The sequence below is a fragment of the Microbacterium sp. SL75 genome (assembly GCF_026625865.1).
In the GTDB taxonomy this organism is placed as follows: domain Bacteria; phylum Actinomycetota; class Actinomycetes; order Actinomycetales; family Microbacteriaceae; genus Microbacterium.
In genome coordinates, this window is record NZ_CP113067.1 from 887,742 (window position 1) to 902,708 (window position 14,967).

The 14,967-nt window shown below is 69.9% G+C and carries 12 protein-coding genes; 5 read left to right on the forward strand and 7 right to left on the reverse strand.

Features of this window, described 5'->3' with window-relative positions; all coding sequences use genetic code 11:
* Positions 1-7: 7 nt before the first annotated feature.
* From OVA17_RS04040 to OVA17_RS04050, 3 genes are all read right to left on the reverse strand, one after another.
* Positions 8-937, reverse strand: a complete 930-nt coding sequence (locus OVA17_RS04040; protein WP_267788344.1) for a carbohydrate ABC transporter permease — start codon at positions 935-937, stop codon at positions 8-10.
* Complete coding sequence (locus tag OVA17_RS04045) at positions 934-1,782, reverse strand: carbohydrate ABC transporter permease (protein ID WP_210111339.1); 849 nt, start codon at positions 1,780-1,782, stop codon at positions 934-936. The genes OVA17_RS04040 and OVA17_RS04045 overlap by 4 nt, the downstream gene beginning before the upstream one ends.
* A gap of 346 nt (positions 1,783-2,128) precedes the next feature.
* Complete coding sequence (locus OVA17_RS04050) at positions 2,129-2,977, reverse strand: alpha/beta fold hydrolase (RefSeq protein ID WP_267788347.1); 849 nt, start codon at positions 2,975-2,977, stop codon at positions 2,129-2,131.
* 88 nt (positions 2,978-3,065) lie between these two features.
* On the opposite strand from OVA17_RS04050, the gene OVA17_RS04055 reads away from it, so the two are divergent.
* The 5 genes from OVA17_RS04055 to OVA17_RS04075 all read left to right on the forward strand — a co-directional run bounded on the left by OVA17_RS04055 (position 3,066) and on the right by OVA17_RS04075 (position 8,404).
* Positions 3,066-3,527, forward strand: a complete 462-nt coding sequence (locus OVA17_RS04055; protein WP_210076118.1) for a MarR family winged helix-turn-helix transcriptional regulator — start codon at positions 3,066-3,068, stop codon at positions 3,525-3,527.
* Positions 3,524-4,897 carry an MFS transporter gene (locus OVA17_RS04060; RefSeq protein WP_267788350.1) on the forward strand — a complete coding sequence of 458 codons (1,374 nt, stop codon included), beginning with the start codon at positions 3,524-3,526 and terminating at the stop codon, positions 4,895-4,897. The genes OVA17_RS04055 and OVA17_RS04060 overlap by 4 nt, the downstream gene beginning before the upstream one ends.
* 183 nt (positions 4,898-5,080) lie before the next feature.
* On the forward strand, positions 5,081-6,682 hold the full coding sequence (locus OVA17_RS04065; RefSeq protein WP_267788351.1) for a DHA2 family efflux MFS transporter permease subunit: 1,602 nt from the start codon (positions 5,081-5,083) through the stop codon (positions 6,680-6,682).
* A gap of 131 nt (positions 6,683-6,813) precedes the next feature.
* Complete coding sequence (locus OVA17_RS04070) at positions 6,814-7,404, forward strand: hypothetical protein (protein ID WP_267788352.1); 591 nt, start codon at positions 6,814-6,816, stop codon at positions 7,402-7,404.
* Between the two features lie 4 nt (positions 7,405-7,408).
* Positions 7,409-8,404: a S24/S26 family peptidase gene (locus tag OVA17_RS04075; RefSeq protein ID WP_267788353.1), complete on the forward strand. Its 996-nt coding sequence runs from the start codon at positions 7,409-7,411 to the stop codon at positions 8,402-8,404.
* A gap of 412 nt (positions 8,405-8,816) precedes the next feature.
* Here OVA17_RS04075 and OVA17_RS04080 read toward each other — a convergent pair whose 3' ends face one another.
* The 4 genes from OVA17_RS04080 to OVA17_RS04095 form a co-directional block, all read right to left on the reverse strand.
* Positions 8,817-10,073 carry an alpha-hydroxy acid oxidase gene (locus OVA17_RS04080; RefSeq protein WP_267788354.1) on the reverse strand — a complete coding sequence of 419 codons (1,257 nt, stop codon included), beginning with the start codon at positions 10,071-10,073 and terminating at the stop codon, positions 8,817-8,819.
* Between the two features lie 66 nt (positions 10,074-10,139).
* Positions 10,140-11,573 carry a rhamnulokinase gene (locus tag OVA17_RS04085; protein ID WP_267788355.1) on the reverse strand — a complete coding sequence of 478 codons (1,434 nt, stop codon included), beginning with the start codon at positions 11,571-11,573 and terminating at the stop codon, positions 10,140-10,142.
* Positions 11,570-13,618, reverse strand: a complete 2,049-nt coding sequence (locus OVA17_RS04090) for a bifunctional aldolase/short-chain dehydrogenase (RefSeq protein WP_267788356.1) — start codon at positions 13,616-13,618, stop codon at positions 11,570-11,572. The genes OVA17_RS04085 and OVA17_RS04090 overlap by 4 nt, the downstream gene beginning before the upstream one ends.
* A 30-nt stretch (positions 13,619-13,648) precedes the next feature.
* Positions 13,649-14,965 (reverse strand): MFS transporter, encoded by a 1,317-nt coding sequence (locus OVA17_RS04095; RefSeq protein WP_267788357.1) that lies wholly within the window; start codon positions 14,963-14,965, stop codon positions 13,649-13,651.
* Positions 14,966-14,967 lie beyond the last annotated feature (2 nt).

Below are 14,967 nucleotides of genomic sequence, written 5' to 3' on the forward strand. Positions count from 1 at the left end.
AGGGCGGTCAGCCCTTGACGGCGCCGGCCGTCATGCCACTGACGAGGAAGCGCTGCAGCAGCATGAAGGCGATCGCCACGGGAAGTGACACGACGAGCGAGGCGGCCATGAGCTCGGGCCACGCCGTTGCCGCTTCACCGACATAGGTGTTGACGAGCCCCGGGGGCAGCGTCTGCTTGTCGGGGCCGGCGAGGGTCAGGGCGAAGATGAAGTCGTTCCAGCCGCGCACGAAGGCGAACAGACCGGCGGCGACCAGACCGGGGGCGGCCAGCGGGAGCACGATCGAATGGATCGTGCGCAGGCGCGATGCACCGTCGACCCGGGCCGCCTCGATCAGCTCGTCGGGGATGGTGTCGAAGAAGCCCTTGAGCATCCAGACGCACAACGGCAGCGTGAAGGTCGTGAACGACAGCACCAGCGCCGTGTAGGTGTTGAGCAGACCGTAGGCGCTGAACACGCTGTAGAGGGTGACGAGCAGCAGCGCCTGCGGGAACATCTGCGAGGCCAGCACGAAGTACATCAGCTGGCGGCGCCCGCGGTACCGGAACTTCGAGAACGAATACCCCATGTAAGCCGAGACGATCACCGACAGCAGAGCGGTGATGACCGAGACGATCACGCTGTTCTGCAGGTAAGTGAACAGCTGCGGGTTGGAGGTCAGCGAGGTGTAGGCGTCGAAGGTGATCTCGGTGGGGAACAGCTTCGGCGGGTACGAGAAGACCTGGTCCCGCGGGGTCAACGAGGTGGCGAGCAGCCAGTAGATCGGGAGCAGGGCGAAGCCGCCGCAGACGATGAGCGCGACCCACGACGCGAGCCGGACGCCGGGGCGGTCGGAGCGCAGCCCCGAGCTCGGGCGACGACGACGCTCGGGTGCCGGAGCGACCACGGGCGGCACGTCGGGGGCGGGGGTGACGGTGGGGAGTGCGGTGCTGGTCATCGCTTCTCGCCCCTCTCGGAGAATCGGACGTAGACGACGACGAGCGCCATGAGCAGGATGAGCCAGAGCAGGCCGAGGGCACCGGCGTGACCGAGATCGAAACCGTGGAAGGCCGTCTCGTACACCGAGGTCGCGAAGGTCTCGGTGGATCCGGCCGGACCGCCGCCGGTGAGCACGTAGATGATGTCGAAGTGCTGGAAGTTCCAGATGAACTCCAGCAGCAGCACGAGGCCGATGATCCCGCCGATCTGCGGGACGGTGATCGAGAAGAATCGGCGCACGGTACCGGCCCCGTCCATCTCGGCGGCCTCGTGCAGCTCCTTCGGTACCGTCTGCAGGCCGGCCAGGAGCATGACCATCATCCAGGGGAACGACTGCCAGGTCTTGGCCACGATCACGGCGAACATCGCGGTCCCGGGCTGGGCGAGCCACGCCTGCGGGCTGACCCCGAGCGGCTCGAGGATCGCGTTCATCACGCCGTAGTTGGCGTTGAAGATCCACATCCACAGGAACGAGACGACGACCCCCGGAACGAGCCAGGGGATGAGCATGAGCCCGCGGAAAACCTTCGACCCGCGAATCTGCGTGTTCAGGGCCAGCGCCAGCGCGAAGCCGATGACGAACGGGGCGATCGTGGTGCCGAGCGTGAAGACCAGCGTCTGCCACAGCAGGCGAAGGAAGTCGTCCTGCAGCACGTCGACGATGTTCTGGAACCCGACGAACTCGCGACCGGGCAGCACCAGGCTCTGCTTGAAGAAGGCGGTCACCAAGGCCGAGACGAGGGGATACGCCACGACGACGGCCATGAGCGCCATGCCCGGCACCACCAACAGGACGGCGAACATGCCGTTGCCGAGCCGCTCCGGGCGCGAAGCCCGAGCCTGAACCCACCTCGGCGTCCTGTTGGGGTTGTTTACTTCTGTTGAGATTTGTGAGTTTGTCATCGTCACGTCCGTGTGCGCTTTCCTCAGCATTGAGGGACCCGAGGGCCCATTTGCGGCGCCACGCGCCGCCATCGACCGCTTCAGCTTGGCCGTTCACGGCCGCGGGGTCAATTCGCAGGAGGTAACGCTTGAATTACGGCGTGTTCGTACATGTTCATACGTGTTATCAAAGTGTGAAATAGCACACGCGATTGACCGCGCACGAACACAGCGACTCCGCGACAAAGAGCGACGTGCGCCATCCTGGTCAGCGGCGCTGCGGCATCCGCTCGTCGAGCCACGCCAGCAGATCCGCCCGCACCTCGGCCTGGCACCGCTCGGCGAAGATCTCGTGACGGGCACCCGGGTACACGAGAATCGTGACATCCGTCAGTCCGGAGCGACGCGTGTAGGCGTCCGCCAGTCTGTGCACGCTGCGCGGCCCGCCGACGGTGTCGTCGCGACCGACCATGAGCAGCAGGGGCACGTCGCGTTCGAGGCCGCGTCGCGGCCGCCCGAGGAGCTTCGCCGTCTCGAGGGGACCGAAGAGCCGCGCGAGCGGCGTGGAGGTCGTGAGCGGGTCGGCGACGAAGTCTCGACCCACCTGCTCATCGCTCGACAGCCACTGCATGCCCGAGCCCCGCAGGTGCTTCCACGGGGCGTTCAGATCCCCGGCGTTGAGCGAACCGGGCACCCGCAGGGCCGAGCCGGTCATCACCACGGCGTCGAAGGCCTCGGGATGCCGATCCAGCAGCATCTGCGCGAGGAACGAACCCCACGAGTGTCCGAGCAGCACGAGAGGCAGGTCGGGGTGCTCCGCGCGGATGCGCTGCGTGAGGGTCCACACCGCGTCGCGGGCGGCTCCGAGTCCGCCGGGCCCGAGCCGTCCGAGCTTGCGGCGGTCACCGCTCCATTGCCGCAGCCCCGTGCGCCCGTGACCGCGGTGATCGTCGGCATAGACCGTGTAGCCCGCGTCGACGAGCGCCTCGATAAGTGCGCCGTAGCGCCCCGCGTGCTCCCCCACACCGTGCAGCAGCTGCACCACCGCCCGGGGCTCGGCCGCTTCGTAGACGTCGTAGACGATCGAGATGCCATAGGCGTCGACGAACTCGGGCATGGGGGGAGTCTAGGGCGGCGGACGCGGGGAGAACGGGGTCCGCCCGTTCCTTTAGCAAGGCTAATGAGATAATCTGACGTCTAGGAATATGAATGATCGCGTCGACGAATCCCCCCTTCCCGACTTGAGTTCTGACCACAGCGCAGCGGCGTCCGAGCTGCGCATGGCCACGTTCCGGCTCGCCCGGCGCCTTCGGGCGCAGCGGGCCGTCGACACCATGAGCGACGGGCAGTTCGCCGTCCTCGCCGCGTTGACGGTGCACGGGGCGCACACGCTCGGCCAGCTGGCCGACCGCGAGCGCGTCACCGCCCCGTCGATGAACCGCACGGTGTCGCTGCTGGAGGACGCGGGATACCTGACCCGCATTCCCGATGAGGTCGACCGACGCCGCGTGAGCATCGACCTCACCGATCTCGGCCGCCGCATCGTCGATGAGACGGTCCGGCGACGAGACGCCTTCGTCGAAGAGGCTCTCGCCGAGCTCTCCCCCGAAGAAAGACAGGCGCTGGCCCGCGCCACGACGATCATGAGGAAGGTGGCCGACAGATGAGCACATCGATGTTCCGGTCGCTGTCGATCTTCAACTACCGCGTCTGGTTCATCGGAGCCCTCGTCTCGAACGTCGGCGCATGGATGCAGTCCACGGCCCAGAACTGGGTCGTGCTGACACAGCTCACGAACAATGACGCCGCCGCCATGGGCATCACCATGGCCCTGCAGTTCGCTCCCCCGCTGCTCCTGGTGAGCGTCACCGGGTGGGTCGCCGACCGGTTCGACCGCCGCAAGCTCATCATGTGCACGCAGAGCGCTCTTCTGCTGCTGGCGGTGTCACTCGGCATCCTGCTGCTGAGCGGGGCGATGACCCTGCCGTTGATGTTCTGCTTCGCACTGGCCCTGGGTGTCGTCACGGCCTTCGACAACCCGGCGCGGCAGGCCTTCGTCTCCGACCTGGTCTCACAGGAGAACGCCTCGAACGCCGTCGCCCTCAATGCGGCGTCGTTCAACATGGCCCGCCTCATCGGTCCCGCCGCCGCCGGCATCATGATCGTGCTCGTCGGCACCGGCTGGGTCTTCCTCGTCAATGCGTTCACCTTCTTGGCGATGCTCGGCGCTCTCTTGCTCATGCGCCCGCACGAGCTCGTCGCCCGTCACCGCCGCGGCGGCCCCGCTCGCCTGGCCGACGGCTTCCGCTACGTCGCACGGCGACCCGACCTCGTGGTCATCTTCGTGATGGTGTTCCTCCTCGGCGCCTTCGGCATGAACTTCCCGATCTTCGCCTCGACGATGGCCCTCGAGTTCGATCGCGGCGCCGACGGCTTCGGCCTCCTGAGCTCCTTCGTCGCGATCGGCTCCCTTGCCGGAGCCCTCCTCGCCGCGAGACGAGAGCGCGCCCGGATGCGGGTGGTGATCGTCGGCTCCGGCGGCTTCGCCGTGGCATCCGCCCTCTCGGTCTTCGCGCCCAGCTACGGCGCCTACGCGGCCACGCTCGTGCTGACCGGCTTCTGCGTCGTGACGACCCTGACCACCGCGAACGGCTACGTGCAGACCACGACCGACCCCCTCCTGCGTGGTCGCGTGCTGGCGCTGTACATGGCGATCCTCCTCGGGGGCACCCCCGTGGGCGCCCCGATCGTCGGCGCGGTCGCGGCGCAGTTCGGTCCTCGCGTGGCCATCGCGCTGGCGGCGATCGTGGCGGTCGTCGCGTGCGCCATCGGCGCGACCTGGACCGCGATGTCGGGCCGTCTGCACCGACACGAGACCAAGCGCTTCCGCCTCACGCTCGACGAGACTCGGCCCATCGCGACCGTCGCGGCCGAGCCCGAGGACTTCAGCGACGAGGTCGCCGGCACGACGCCGATTCCGCTTCCGCCGGGCGAACGTTCGCCGCGTGCGACGCCGCGCCCACGCCACGGCGGCTGACGCCCTCGCCCCAGCGCGCCGCCGCCCCGCCGCGCCGCCCCACCGCCCCGTCACCCCGCCGCCCCGCCGCCCCGACGCCCCGCCGCCCCGCCGCCCCGCCGCCCCGCCGCCCCGCCGCGGGGGCGATCGTCGCCGCTCGCGCAAGCCCTCCCGCTCCTGGACATAGCTAGATAAGCTAGCTACATGAACCACACACAGGCAGGGCGCCGCTGGGCGGGGCTCGTCTTCATCAGCATCGCCGTGTCGCTGATCATCGTCGACTCGACGATCGTCAACGTCGCCGTGCCCTCGATCGTCGACGAGCTGAAGATCTCCTCGACCGAGGTGCAATGGGTCCAAGAGGCCTACACCCTCGTCTTCGCGTCGTTCCTGCTCGTGTTCGGCAGCCTCGCCGACCGCTTCGGGCGACGACGGCTGATGCAGCTCGGCGTCGTGATCTTCGCGGGGGCATCGATCGCCGCATCCCTCGCGCCCACCGGCGGCCTGCTGATCCTCTCGCGACTGATCCAGGGCGTGGGCGGCGCGATGATCCTGCCCACGACCCTGTCGATCATCAACGCCACCTTCCGCGGGCGCGAACGCGGCATCGCCTTCGCGGTGTGGGGCTCGACCATCGGCGGCATGGCCGCGGTGGGTCCCCTCCTCGGCGGGTGGCTGACCACGTCGTTCTCCTGGCGGTGGGCTTTCGGCATCAACATCCCCCTCGGCGTCGTCATCGTGATCGGCGTCGCCCTGACCGTCGCGGAGTCCCGGAGCGAGAAGGCCCAGCGCATCGACGGCGTCGGCGCGCTGCTCTCGGTGCTCACGATGGCCCCGCTCGTCTTCGGACTCATCGAGGGCCGCACGTACGGGTGGTGGACGCTCGATCAGACGCCCTCGGTGGGCGGCTGGACCTGGCCACTCTCGCTCTCCCCCATCCCGATCGCCTTCGCGGTGGCCCTGATCTCTCTGGTCGCCTTCATCGCGTGGGGCCTGCGGCGCCAGCGTCGGGGACTCTCGACCCTGCTGGCCTTCGACCTGTTCCGGATCACGTCCTTCCGCAACGGCAACATCGCCGCGGCCGTCGTGTCTCTGGGAGAGTTCGGCATCATCCTGGCGCTGCCCCTCTGGCTGCAGTTCGTCGTCGGCTTCGATGCGCTGCAGACCGGCCTGCTGCTGCTGTCCTTGGCCGTCGGCTCGTTCGTGGCGAGCGGGTTCGCGGGTGCTCTCAGTGGCAGGGTCGCGCCCGTCTGGGTGGTGCGCGGGGGGCTTCTCGCCGAGATCGTGGGCGTCGCGGGCGTTGCCTTCACCATCGGACCGGATGCCGGCTGGGGGCCGCTCGTGCCCTTCCTCTTCGTCTACGGACTCGGTGTGGGCCTGGCCACGGCGCAGCTCACCGGCGTCGTCCTGGCCGACGTCCCTCCCTCGGCGAGCGGACAGGCCTCGGGTACGCAGTCAACCTCGCGCCAGCTGGGGGCAGCGCTCGGTGTCGCGATCCTCGGCACGGTGCTCTTCTCGACCACGGCGGGGGTGCTGGCATCCACCCTCGACGAGCGAGGGATCCCCGCGGCCCCGCGCGACCAGGTGGTTTCGGAGGTGGTCGACAGCGCCGGCGCCGCGATCGCGGGCCTGGGCGCCTCACCGGAGACGCAGGATCTCGCGATCAACGCCCGCGCGGCGTTCAGCGACGGAACCCGAGCGGCGGCCTTCACCGCGGCCGCCTTCCTGACCCTGGGGCTCGCCTCGACCGTCACGCTCGGCACGGGTGCGCGGCGGCGCGACGACGGCGACGTGCGAACCGATTAGTCCATTCAGAAGAATGGATGCCATATCCCCGTGGGGCCTGTCAAGCCCGTGGGCGCGCGGGCCCATCTCGCGGCGGCTCCTTTATCGTGCCGGTGTCTAATTCGCTTACTGATCTTGTGGGGAGATTCATCATGCCGAAATTCACACGCCGTTCCTCTCGCATCGCCACCGCGATCGCCCTTCCCGCGGCATTCGTCGCGGCGGGCCTGCTGGTGTCGACGAGTTCGTACGCCGCCTTCTCCGACACCACCTCCAACGGGCAGAACAGCTGGCGGGCGGGGACCGTCCAGCTCGACGACGACGACGCGGGCCGCGCACTGTTCACCGCCGGCAACGCCAAGCCGGGAGATGGGGGGACGAACTGCATCGCGGTCACCTCGACCGGCACCCTCGCCTCGCAGGTTCGCCTCTACGCCGCGGACGTCTCGGGAACCGCGGGCCTGGCCGATCACCTGATCTTGCGCGTGGAGCAGGGCACCGGCGGAGGCTCCGGCACCTGCGACGGTTTCGCCTCGCAGCGCACGGTGTTCGATGGCCGCCTCTCCGGCTTCACCGGAACGTTCTCCTCGTACGGTTCGGGGGTCACCGCGTGGAGCCCGACCGGGGGCGGGAGCGAGACGCGCACCTTCCGCATCACGTGGAAGCTCGCCGACGACGCACCCAATGCCGTGCAGGGCGGAACCGCCTCGGCCTCGTTCGTCTGGGAAGCCCAGAACAGCTGAGTCCGTGCGCTCTGGTCGCATCATTTCCATCGCGGGGGTGGCGGCGGCGCGAGCGGTCGTGGCGCTGGTACTGGCGCTGGCGTTCTGGGCGGCGGCACCCGTCGCCCTGGGGTGGCTGCCGACCACCGTGATGACGGCGTCGATGACGCCGGCGATCGAGGTGGGCGACATCGTCGTGTCACGACCCGTTCCGCGGGAGGCCCTCCTTCCCGGTCGTGTCGTGCTGGCGACAGACCCCGACTGGGCTGACCGGTTGCGCCTGCACCGCATCGCCGAGCTCGGCCCCGACGGCGATCTCGTCACGAAGGGCGACGCCAACCCCGACGCCGATTCGACCCCGCTGCACCCCGATGCCGTCCTCGGCGTCGGGGTGCTGCGGGTGCCCGGGATCGGCATGCCGATCGTGTGGCTGCGCACCGGCGAGGTCCTCCCGCTCGCGGGCGTCGTGGCGGCATTCGCCCTCTGCCTCGCGGTCGCGTTGCGCCGCGGGGTCGACGACGATCCTGAGGACCCGTCCCCGCCGCCCGAGGACACCCCTCCGACCCGTCGAGCTCTGCGCGCGCCACCCGCCAGGTCTCGCCTGTTCCGACGCGGCTTCGGTTTCGCGGTCGCCGTCGCGACAGCGGGGGTGACCGTGAGCACCCCGGCCTCCGCGTCGTTCAGCGACGAGTCCGCGGCATCCGGAACCGTCACCGCGGGTCGCGTCACCGGTCCGGAAACGCTCGGCTGCTACAACGACGGCGGAGCGGTGGTGACCTGGGCATACGACGGGTGGGAGCCCCGCAGCTTCGACCTGCTGGTCAACGGACGCGTCGTGATCGCCGACATCCCCCCGCGGTTCCGGGCCGCCCGCGTGCCGGACGACGGTTCGTACTCGCTGTTTCGCACCGACCGGGTCACCGTGCGCACGAACGTGGGCGAGCAGTGGTCGGCCGAGTCGGGTGAGAGCGTGCCCGTGGGAGGCGTGCTGCTCGGGTTCGGCCGGCCGTTCTGTCGGTGATCGGGCGCCGCCGCACCCTCAGCGATCCGCACATCCTCAGTCGAACTCGCCCCGAACGACCAGAGGATGCGCGAATCGCGGAGACTCGCGCGGCGCGACCCCGGCCGCGACGCCGGCGCACCCTCAGCGATCCGCACATCCTCAGCCGAACTCGCCCCGAACGACCAGAGGATGCGCGAATCGCGGAGACTCCCGCGGCGCGACCCCGGCCGCGACGCCGGCGCACCCTCAGCGATCCGCACATCCTCAGCCGAACTCGCCCCAACGACCAGAGGATGCGCGAATCGCGGAGATTCGCGCGGCGCGACCCCGGCCGCGACACCGCCGCACCCTCACCGATCCGCCCAACCTCAGCCGCATCCATGCCGAACCGCCGGAGGATGCGCGAATCATCGAGGTCGCGCAGCCGGCGTCACACCCGCGCGTCGACCGCCTGGTCGGCCACCGGCACCAGCCGCGTCAGCTGGGTGACGTGACGCGGCTCGAGCTCGGCGAGGGACGAGACCCCGAGCAGGGTCATCGTGCGCTCGATCTCGCTGCGCAGGATCGCGATCGTGCGGTCGACGCCCTGGCGCCCGCCCGCCATGAGGCCATAGAGGTAGGCCCGGCCGATGAGGGTGAACTTCGCCCCCAGAGCGACGGATGCCACGATGTCGGCCCCGTTCATGATGCCGGTGTCGACCATGATCGTCGCGTCCTTGCCCACCTCGCGCACGACCTTCGGCAACAGGTGGAAGGGGATGGGGGCGCGGTCGAGCTGGCGCCCGCCGTGGTTCGACAGCACGATGCCGTCGACGCCGAGGTCGACCAGGCGCGCGGCATCCTGGACGTTCTGCACGCCCTTGACCACGAGCTTCCCGGGCCACATCCCGCGGATGACGTCGAGGTCGTCGTAGCTGATCGTGGGGTCCATCGCCGCGTTCAGCAGCTCGCCGACAGTGCCCCCGGTCGTGCTGAGCGATGCGAACTCGAGCTTGGGCGTGGTGAGGAAGTCGATCCACCACCAGGGCCGCGGGATCGCGTTGACGATGGTGCCGACGGTCAGCTGCGGCGGGATCGAGAAGCCGTTGCGCTTGTCGCGCAGACGGGCGCCGGCGATGGGGGTGTCGACGGTGAACTGCAGGGTGTCGAAGCCCGCCGCGGCGGCTCGCTCGACGAGGCCGTACGAGATGCTGCGGTCTTTCATGACGTAGAGCTGGAACCAGTTGCGGCCGACGGGGTTGGCCGCCTTGACGTCCTCGATCGAGGTCGTCCCCAGGGTCGAGAGCGTGAACGGGATGCCGGCGGCGGCCGCCGCGGAGGCTCCCGCCGTCTCGCCCTCGGTCTGCATCAGACGCGTGAAGCCGGTGGGCGCGATACCGAACGGGAGCGCGGAGGGCCCGCCGAGGATCTCGCACGAGGTGTCGACGTCGGCCGCGGGGCGGAGGATGTCGGGGTGGAACTCCACGTCCTCGAAGGCGCGGCGCGCGCGGTCGAGCGACAGCTCACCCTCGGCCGCACCGTCGGTGTAGTCGAAAGCGGCCTTGGGGGTGCGACGCTGGGCGATCGCGCGCAGGTCCGCGATCGTCAGCGCCGCGTCGAGACGGCGCTTTCGCGCGTCGAGCTCGGGCTTCTTGAACTGCATGAGCTCGAGGAGCTCGCCGACCTTCGGCAGCTGACGCTGAACCATGGGGGATCTCTCTTTCGTGTGGTCTGACCACATCGTATGCCCGCTCGGGCGGGTCGGGAAGGGGTTTCAGGATCGTGGGGAGAAGCGCTTCGGAGGGTAGGCCGCCGATACGCGGGCCCGCAGGTCTTCGAGAGAGGCGTCGGCGCCGAAGCACCCCCGCGCGCGGGCCTGCACCAGGACGTTTCCGAGCGCGGTCGCTTCGACGGGCCCCGCGAGCACGGGAAGGCCCGAACGGTCGGCCGTCGCCTGGCACAGCAGGGCGTTGAGCGCCCCGCCGCCCACGAGGTGCACGACGTCGATCTCGCGCTCGGCGAGCCTCTCGGCCGCGCGCAGGGTCGTCGCGAACGCCTCGGCGATGCTCTCGACGATGATTCGCGCGAACATCGGGCGGCCCGAGCGCCCCGGGGCGGCACCGCCGAGCAGGGCCGCGATCCGCGCGGGCATGTCGCCGGGGGCGGCGAGCGAGGGGTCGTCGGCATCGAACAGGCGCGCGGGTGCCGCGACCGACGCCGCGGCCGCGAGCAGTTGTCCGAGGTCGACGGGTGCGCCGTCGGCCTCGGACCACGCCCGCACGGTCTCGCTGAGCAACCACAGGCCCGTGACGTTGCGCAGGAAGCGGATGCGCCCGTCGACACCGCCCTCGTTGGTGAAGTTCGCCGCACGCGCGGCATCCGTCACGATCGGCGCCTCGAGCTCCAGACCCACCAGGCCCCACGTGCCGCACGAGATGTAGGCCGCGTGCGGCGACGACATCGGTACCGCCACCACGGCCGAGGCGGTGTCGTGCGAGCCGACGGCCACGACCGGCAGGCCCCCGAGATCCTCGGGCGCGTTCCCGATCGTCTCTCCGGGGTCCACGAGCGGGGGCAGGACGGATGCGGGGGTGCCGAGCGCCTCGGCGAGCGCGGCGTCCCACTCCCCCGTGTGCACGTCGAGCAACCCGGTCGTCGAGGCGTTCGTACGCTCGGCGACCCGCTCGCCGGTGAGACGCTCCGCGAACAGGTCGGGAATGAGCAGGCTCGACTCCGCCGTAGCGAGCTGCGGATCGGCAGCGTACTGGTACAGCGTGTTGAAGGGCAGGAACTGCAGCCCGTTCCGGCGGTACAGCTGCTCGAACGGAACGGCCGCGTGCACGGCATCCACTCCGCGCGCGGTGCGGTCGTCACGGTAATGGAACGGCTCGGCGACGAGCTCGCCGTCGCGCAGCAGTCCGTAGTCGACGGCCCACGAGTCGATGCCCACGCTCTCGATCGAGGGCTCGCGGCGCAGCGCCTCGGCGAGACCCGCGCGCACGTGGCGCCACAGGGCCTCGATGTCCCAGTGCCACCCGTCCTCGCGTTCGACGGGCCCGTTGGGGAAGCGGGCGACCTGCTCGAGCTCGAGCACCGCGTCGCCGACCCGACCGATCATCACACGGCCGCTGGTGGCGCCCAGGTCCACGGCCGCCACGGCACGGACGGCTCCGATCGGCGCGGCCCCGACCGGCTCGGCGCTGCTCATCGCAGGAAAGCCGCGGCGACGCCCGAATCGACGGGGATGTGCAGGCCCGTCGTGCGCGAGAGCTCTGGGCCCGTGAGCACATACACCGCGTCGGCGACGTTCTCGGGCACGACCTCGCGCTTGAGGATCGTGCGGTTGGCGTAGAACTGGCCGAGGTCTTTCTCTTCGACGCCGTAGGTCGCGGCGCGGTTGGCGCCCCAGCCGGCGGCGAAGATGCCCGAGCCGCGCACGACCCCGTCGGGGTTGATGCCGTTCACGCGCACACCGTGCTCGCCGAGCTCGACCGCGAGCAGTCGCACCTGGTGCGCCTGGTCGGCCTTGGTCGCCGAGTACGCGATGTTGTTGGGCCCGGCGAAGACGGAGTTCTTCGACGAGATGTAGATGACGTCTCCGCCCATGCGCTGCTCGATGAGCGCCTTCGCGGCGGCCTTCGAGACGAGGAAGGAGCCCTTCGCCATGACGTCGTGCTGCAGGTCCCAGTCCTTCTCGGTGGTCTCGAGCAGGGGCTTGGACAGCGAGAGTCCGGCGTTGTTGACGACGAGGTCGATGCCGCCGAAAGCGAGCACGGTCTCGTCGATCGCGGCCTGCACGCCCTCGGCATCCGCCACGTTCGCGGCGACCCCGATCGCGACGTCGGTCGACCCGAGCTCGGCGGCGACCGCCCTGGCCTTGTCGAGGTCGAGGTCGGCGACGACGACGCACGCGCCCTCGGCGGCGAGGCGCGTGGCGATGGCCTTTCCGATTCCGGATGCCGCGCCCGTGACGAACGCGATGCGCCCCTGGTGCGTCTTCGGCTTCGGCATCCGCTGGAGCTTGGCCTCTTCGAGTGCCCAGTACTCGATGCGGAACTTCTCGGCATCCGAGATCGGAGAATACGTCGACAGGGCCTCGGCTCCGCGCATGACGTTGATCGCGTTGACGTAGAACTCCCCCGCCACCCGGGCGGTCTGCTTGTTCGCGCCGTACGAGAACATGCCGACGCCCGGCACGAGCACGATGAGCGGGTCGGCGCCGCGGATCGCGGGGCTGTCGGCGTCGGCGTGCGCGTCGTAGTACGCCTGGTAGTCCGCGCGGTAGGCGACGTGCAGTTCCTTCAGCCGGACGATCGCATCGTCTACCGCGGCGTCGGCCGGCAGGTCGAGGATGAGCGGCTTGACCTTGGTGCGCAAGAAGTGATCGGGGCAGCTCGTGCCGAGCTCGGCCAGGGCCGGAGCCTTCTCGGATGCCAAGAAGTCGAGCACGACATCGGCGTCGGTGAAGTGGCCGACCATCGGCTTGTCGGTCGAGGCGAGGCCGCGAATGGTCGGGGCGAGGGCCGCCGCCTTCGCGCGGCGCTCCGACGCGGGCAGGGCGGAGAATCCTTCGCGCACGCCGCCGAAGGGCTCGGCGGCGCCGTGCTCGTCGATGTACGCCTGCGCCGTGTCGATGATCCACAGGCTGTTCCGCTCAGCCTCTTCCGAGGTGTCTCCCCACGCGGTGATGCCGTGGCCGCCGAGGATCGTGCCGATCGCCCGCGGGTTCTTCTCCTTGATCGCGGCGATGTCCAGCCCCAGTTGGAAACCGGGGCGACGCCACGGCACCCACACGACCGCGTCGCCGAAGATCTTCTGCGTCAGAGCCTCGCCGTCGGCGGCCGTCGCGATCGCGATGCCCGCGTCGGGGTGCAGGTGGTCGACGTGCGCGGCATCGACCAGTGCGTGCATGGCAGTGTCGATCGAGGGCGCTGCTCCCCCCTTGCCGTGCAGGCAGTAGTCGAAGGCCGCGACCATCTCGTCTTCGCGCTCGATGCCGGGATAGACGTCGACGAGCGCGCGAACGCGGTCGAGGCGCAGCACGGCGAGCCCTTTCTCGGTGAGGGTGCCGAGGTCACCCCCGGAGCCCTTCACCCACAGCAGCTCCACCGGCTGACCGGTGACGGGGTCGGTGTCGGTGCCCTTGGCGGAGGTGTTGCCGCCGGCGTAGTTGGTGACCTTGGGGTCGGAGCCGAGGCGGTTGCTGCGCGCGACGAGGGCGGCGGCGGTGTCGGCGGAGGGGGAACTGGTCATGGGGAAGCCCTTCGATCGGACGGGAGCGGATCAGAGATTCGGCGGGACGGGCGTCGACAGCGGCACGCCGGTGCCGTACCGCTCGTGCTCGATCTCATCGAGCGACTTGCCCTCGGTCTTCGGCGCCCACACGGTGCCGATGACGAGCGCCGCCACGAGCAGCGCGAGGATGATGAGCCCGAGCACGGCCAGCCCGGTCTGGGCCAGCAGGATCGGGAACACCAGGCTCAGCAGTCCGACCATCACGCGAGCGAGCATGAACAGCACGCCCTGCGCGCTCGCCCGGTAGCGGGTCGCGAACAGTTCGGCCGTCCACAGGCCGTAGAAGGCCTGCGCGCCGAGTCCGGCCGACACACCCCACGCCACCGCGAAGAACAGCAGCGAGCCCAGTCCGGGCGGGGCGTAGATCAGCACGGCCCACGCGACGACGCCGAGAGCGGCTCCGCCGAAGTACAGCCAGCGCCGGCTCACGCGATCGCCGTAGCGCATGAACCCGAAGTACGTCGCGGCCGCGGTGAGGGTCCACACCAGCACCTGCAGGAGGTTCTGCTGCACCGGGTCGTGCAGGCCCGAGGCGTCGTAGACCCGGGGCTGGAAGATGCCCGCCTGCCCGGCGACGGTGTTCCACAGGCCGTAGACGCCGAGGAGGAACAGCAGCGCCGTCCAGTTCTTCCGCTCGCGCAGGAGCCCCGCCAGACCGCTGAAGAACGAGATGCGCTCGCCGGCGTTGGTCGCCGCCTCCCGCTGTTGCTTCCACCGGCGCGACTCGGGCAAGCCCCGCCGCACCCACCAGGTGACGGCGGCGATGACGAACAGGTGCAGGAAGATCAGGCGCGAGCCCCACAGGCCGAGGGGGGCCACCACGACGGCGAGGAGGAAGCCGATGGCCGGTCCGATCGACCACGCCAGCTGGGCGGTTCCGACATGGGCCGCGCGGTGCTCGCTGGGCGCCTCCTCGGCGATGTAGGTCCAGGATGCCGGCACCCCGGCGCCCACGGCGATACCCATGAGGATGACTCCGGCCAGCAGCACGCCGACGTTGCCCGAGAAGGCGACGAGAAGGGCACCGACCATGAACACGATGAGGTCGTAGGTGTAGATGAACTTGCGGCCGAGACGGTCGCAGAGGGGGCCGCCGATGGCGGCTCCGATCGCCGAGCCGAAGGCGTTGGCCGAAAGGGCCGCGATGACGCCGACGACGCCGTCGCTGAAGCCGAAAGACTCCTGCCAGAGCGTGAGGCTCGTGGCGAGGGCGATGATCGCGCCCGCCTCGATGTAGTTCGACATCGCCACGGCGATCGTGGCTTTCCAGGCCGAGAGCGGCCGCTTGGTGGTGGTCGTGGTCATGA

Bases quoted from the DNA above. Each gene is read 5' to 3' on its own strand.
- OVA17_RS04040 (WP_267788344.1), bottom strand. From the start codon at position 937: ATGACCAGCACCGCACTCCCCACCGTCACCCCCGCCCCCGACGTGCCG.
- OVA17_RS04045 (WP_210111339.1), bottom strand. From the start codon at position 1,782: ATGTTCGCCGTCCTGTTGGTGGTGCCGGGCATGGCGCTCATGGCCGTC.
- OVA17_RS04050 (WP_267788347.1), bottom strand. From the start codon at position 2,977: ATGCCCGAGTTCGTCGACGCCTATGGCATCTCGATCGTCTACGACGTC.
- OVA17_RS04055 (WP_210076118.1), top strand. From the start codon at position 3,066: ATGAATGATCGCGTCGACGAATCCCCCCTTCCCGACTTGAGTTCTGAC.
- OVA17_RS04060 (WP_267788350.1), top strand. From the start codon at position 3,524: ATGAGCACATCGATGTTCCGGTCGCTGTCGATCTTCAACTACCGCGTC.
- OVA17_RS04065 (WP_267788351.1), top strand. From the start codon at position 5,081: ATGAACCACACACAGGCAGGGCGCCGCTGGGCGGGGCTCGTCTTCATC.
- OVA17_RS04070 (WP_267788352.1), top strand. From the start codon at position 6,814: ATGCCGAAATTCACACGCCGTTCCTCTCGCATCGCCACCGCGATCGCC.
- OVA17_RS04080 (WP_267788354.1), bottom strand. From the start codon at position 10,073: ATGGTTCAGCGTCAGCTGCCGAAGGTCGGCGAGCTCCTCGAGCTCATG.
- OVA17_RS04085 (WP_267788355.1), bottom strand. From the start codon at position 11,573: ATGAGCAGCGCCGAGCCGGTCGGGGCCGCGCCGATCGGAGCCGTCCGT.
- OVA17_RS04090 (WP_267788356.1), bottom strand. From the start codon at position 13,618: ATGACCAGTTCCCCCTCCGCCGACACCGCCGCCGCCCTCGTCGCGCGC.
- OVA17_RS04095 (WP_267788357.1), bottom strand. From the start codon at position 14,965: ATGACCACGACCACCACCAAGCGGCCGCTCTCGGCCTGGAAAGCCACG.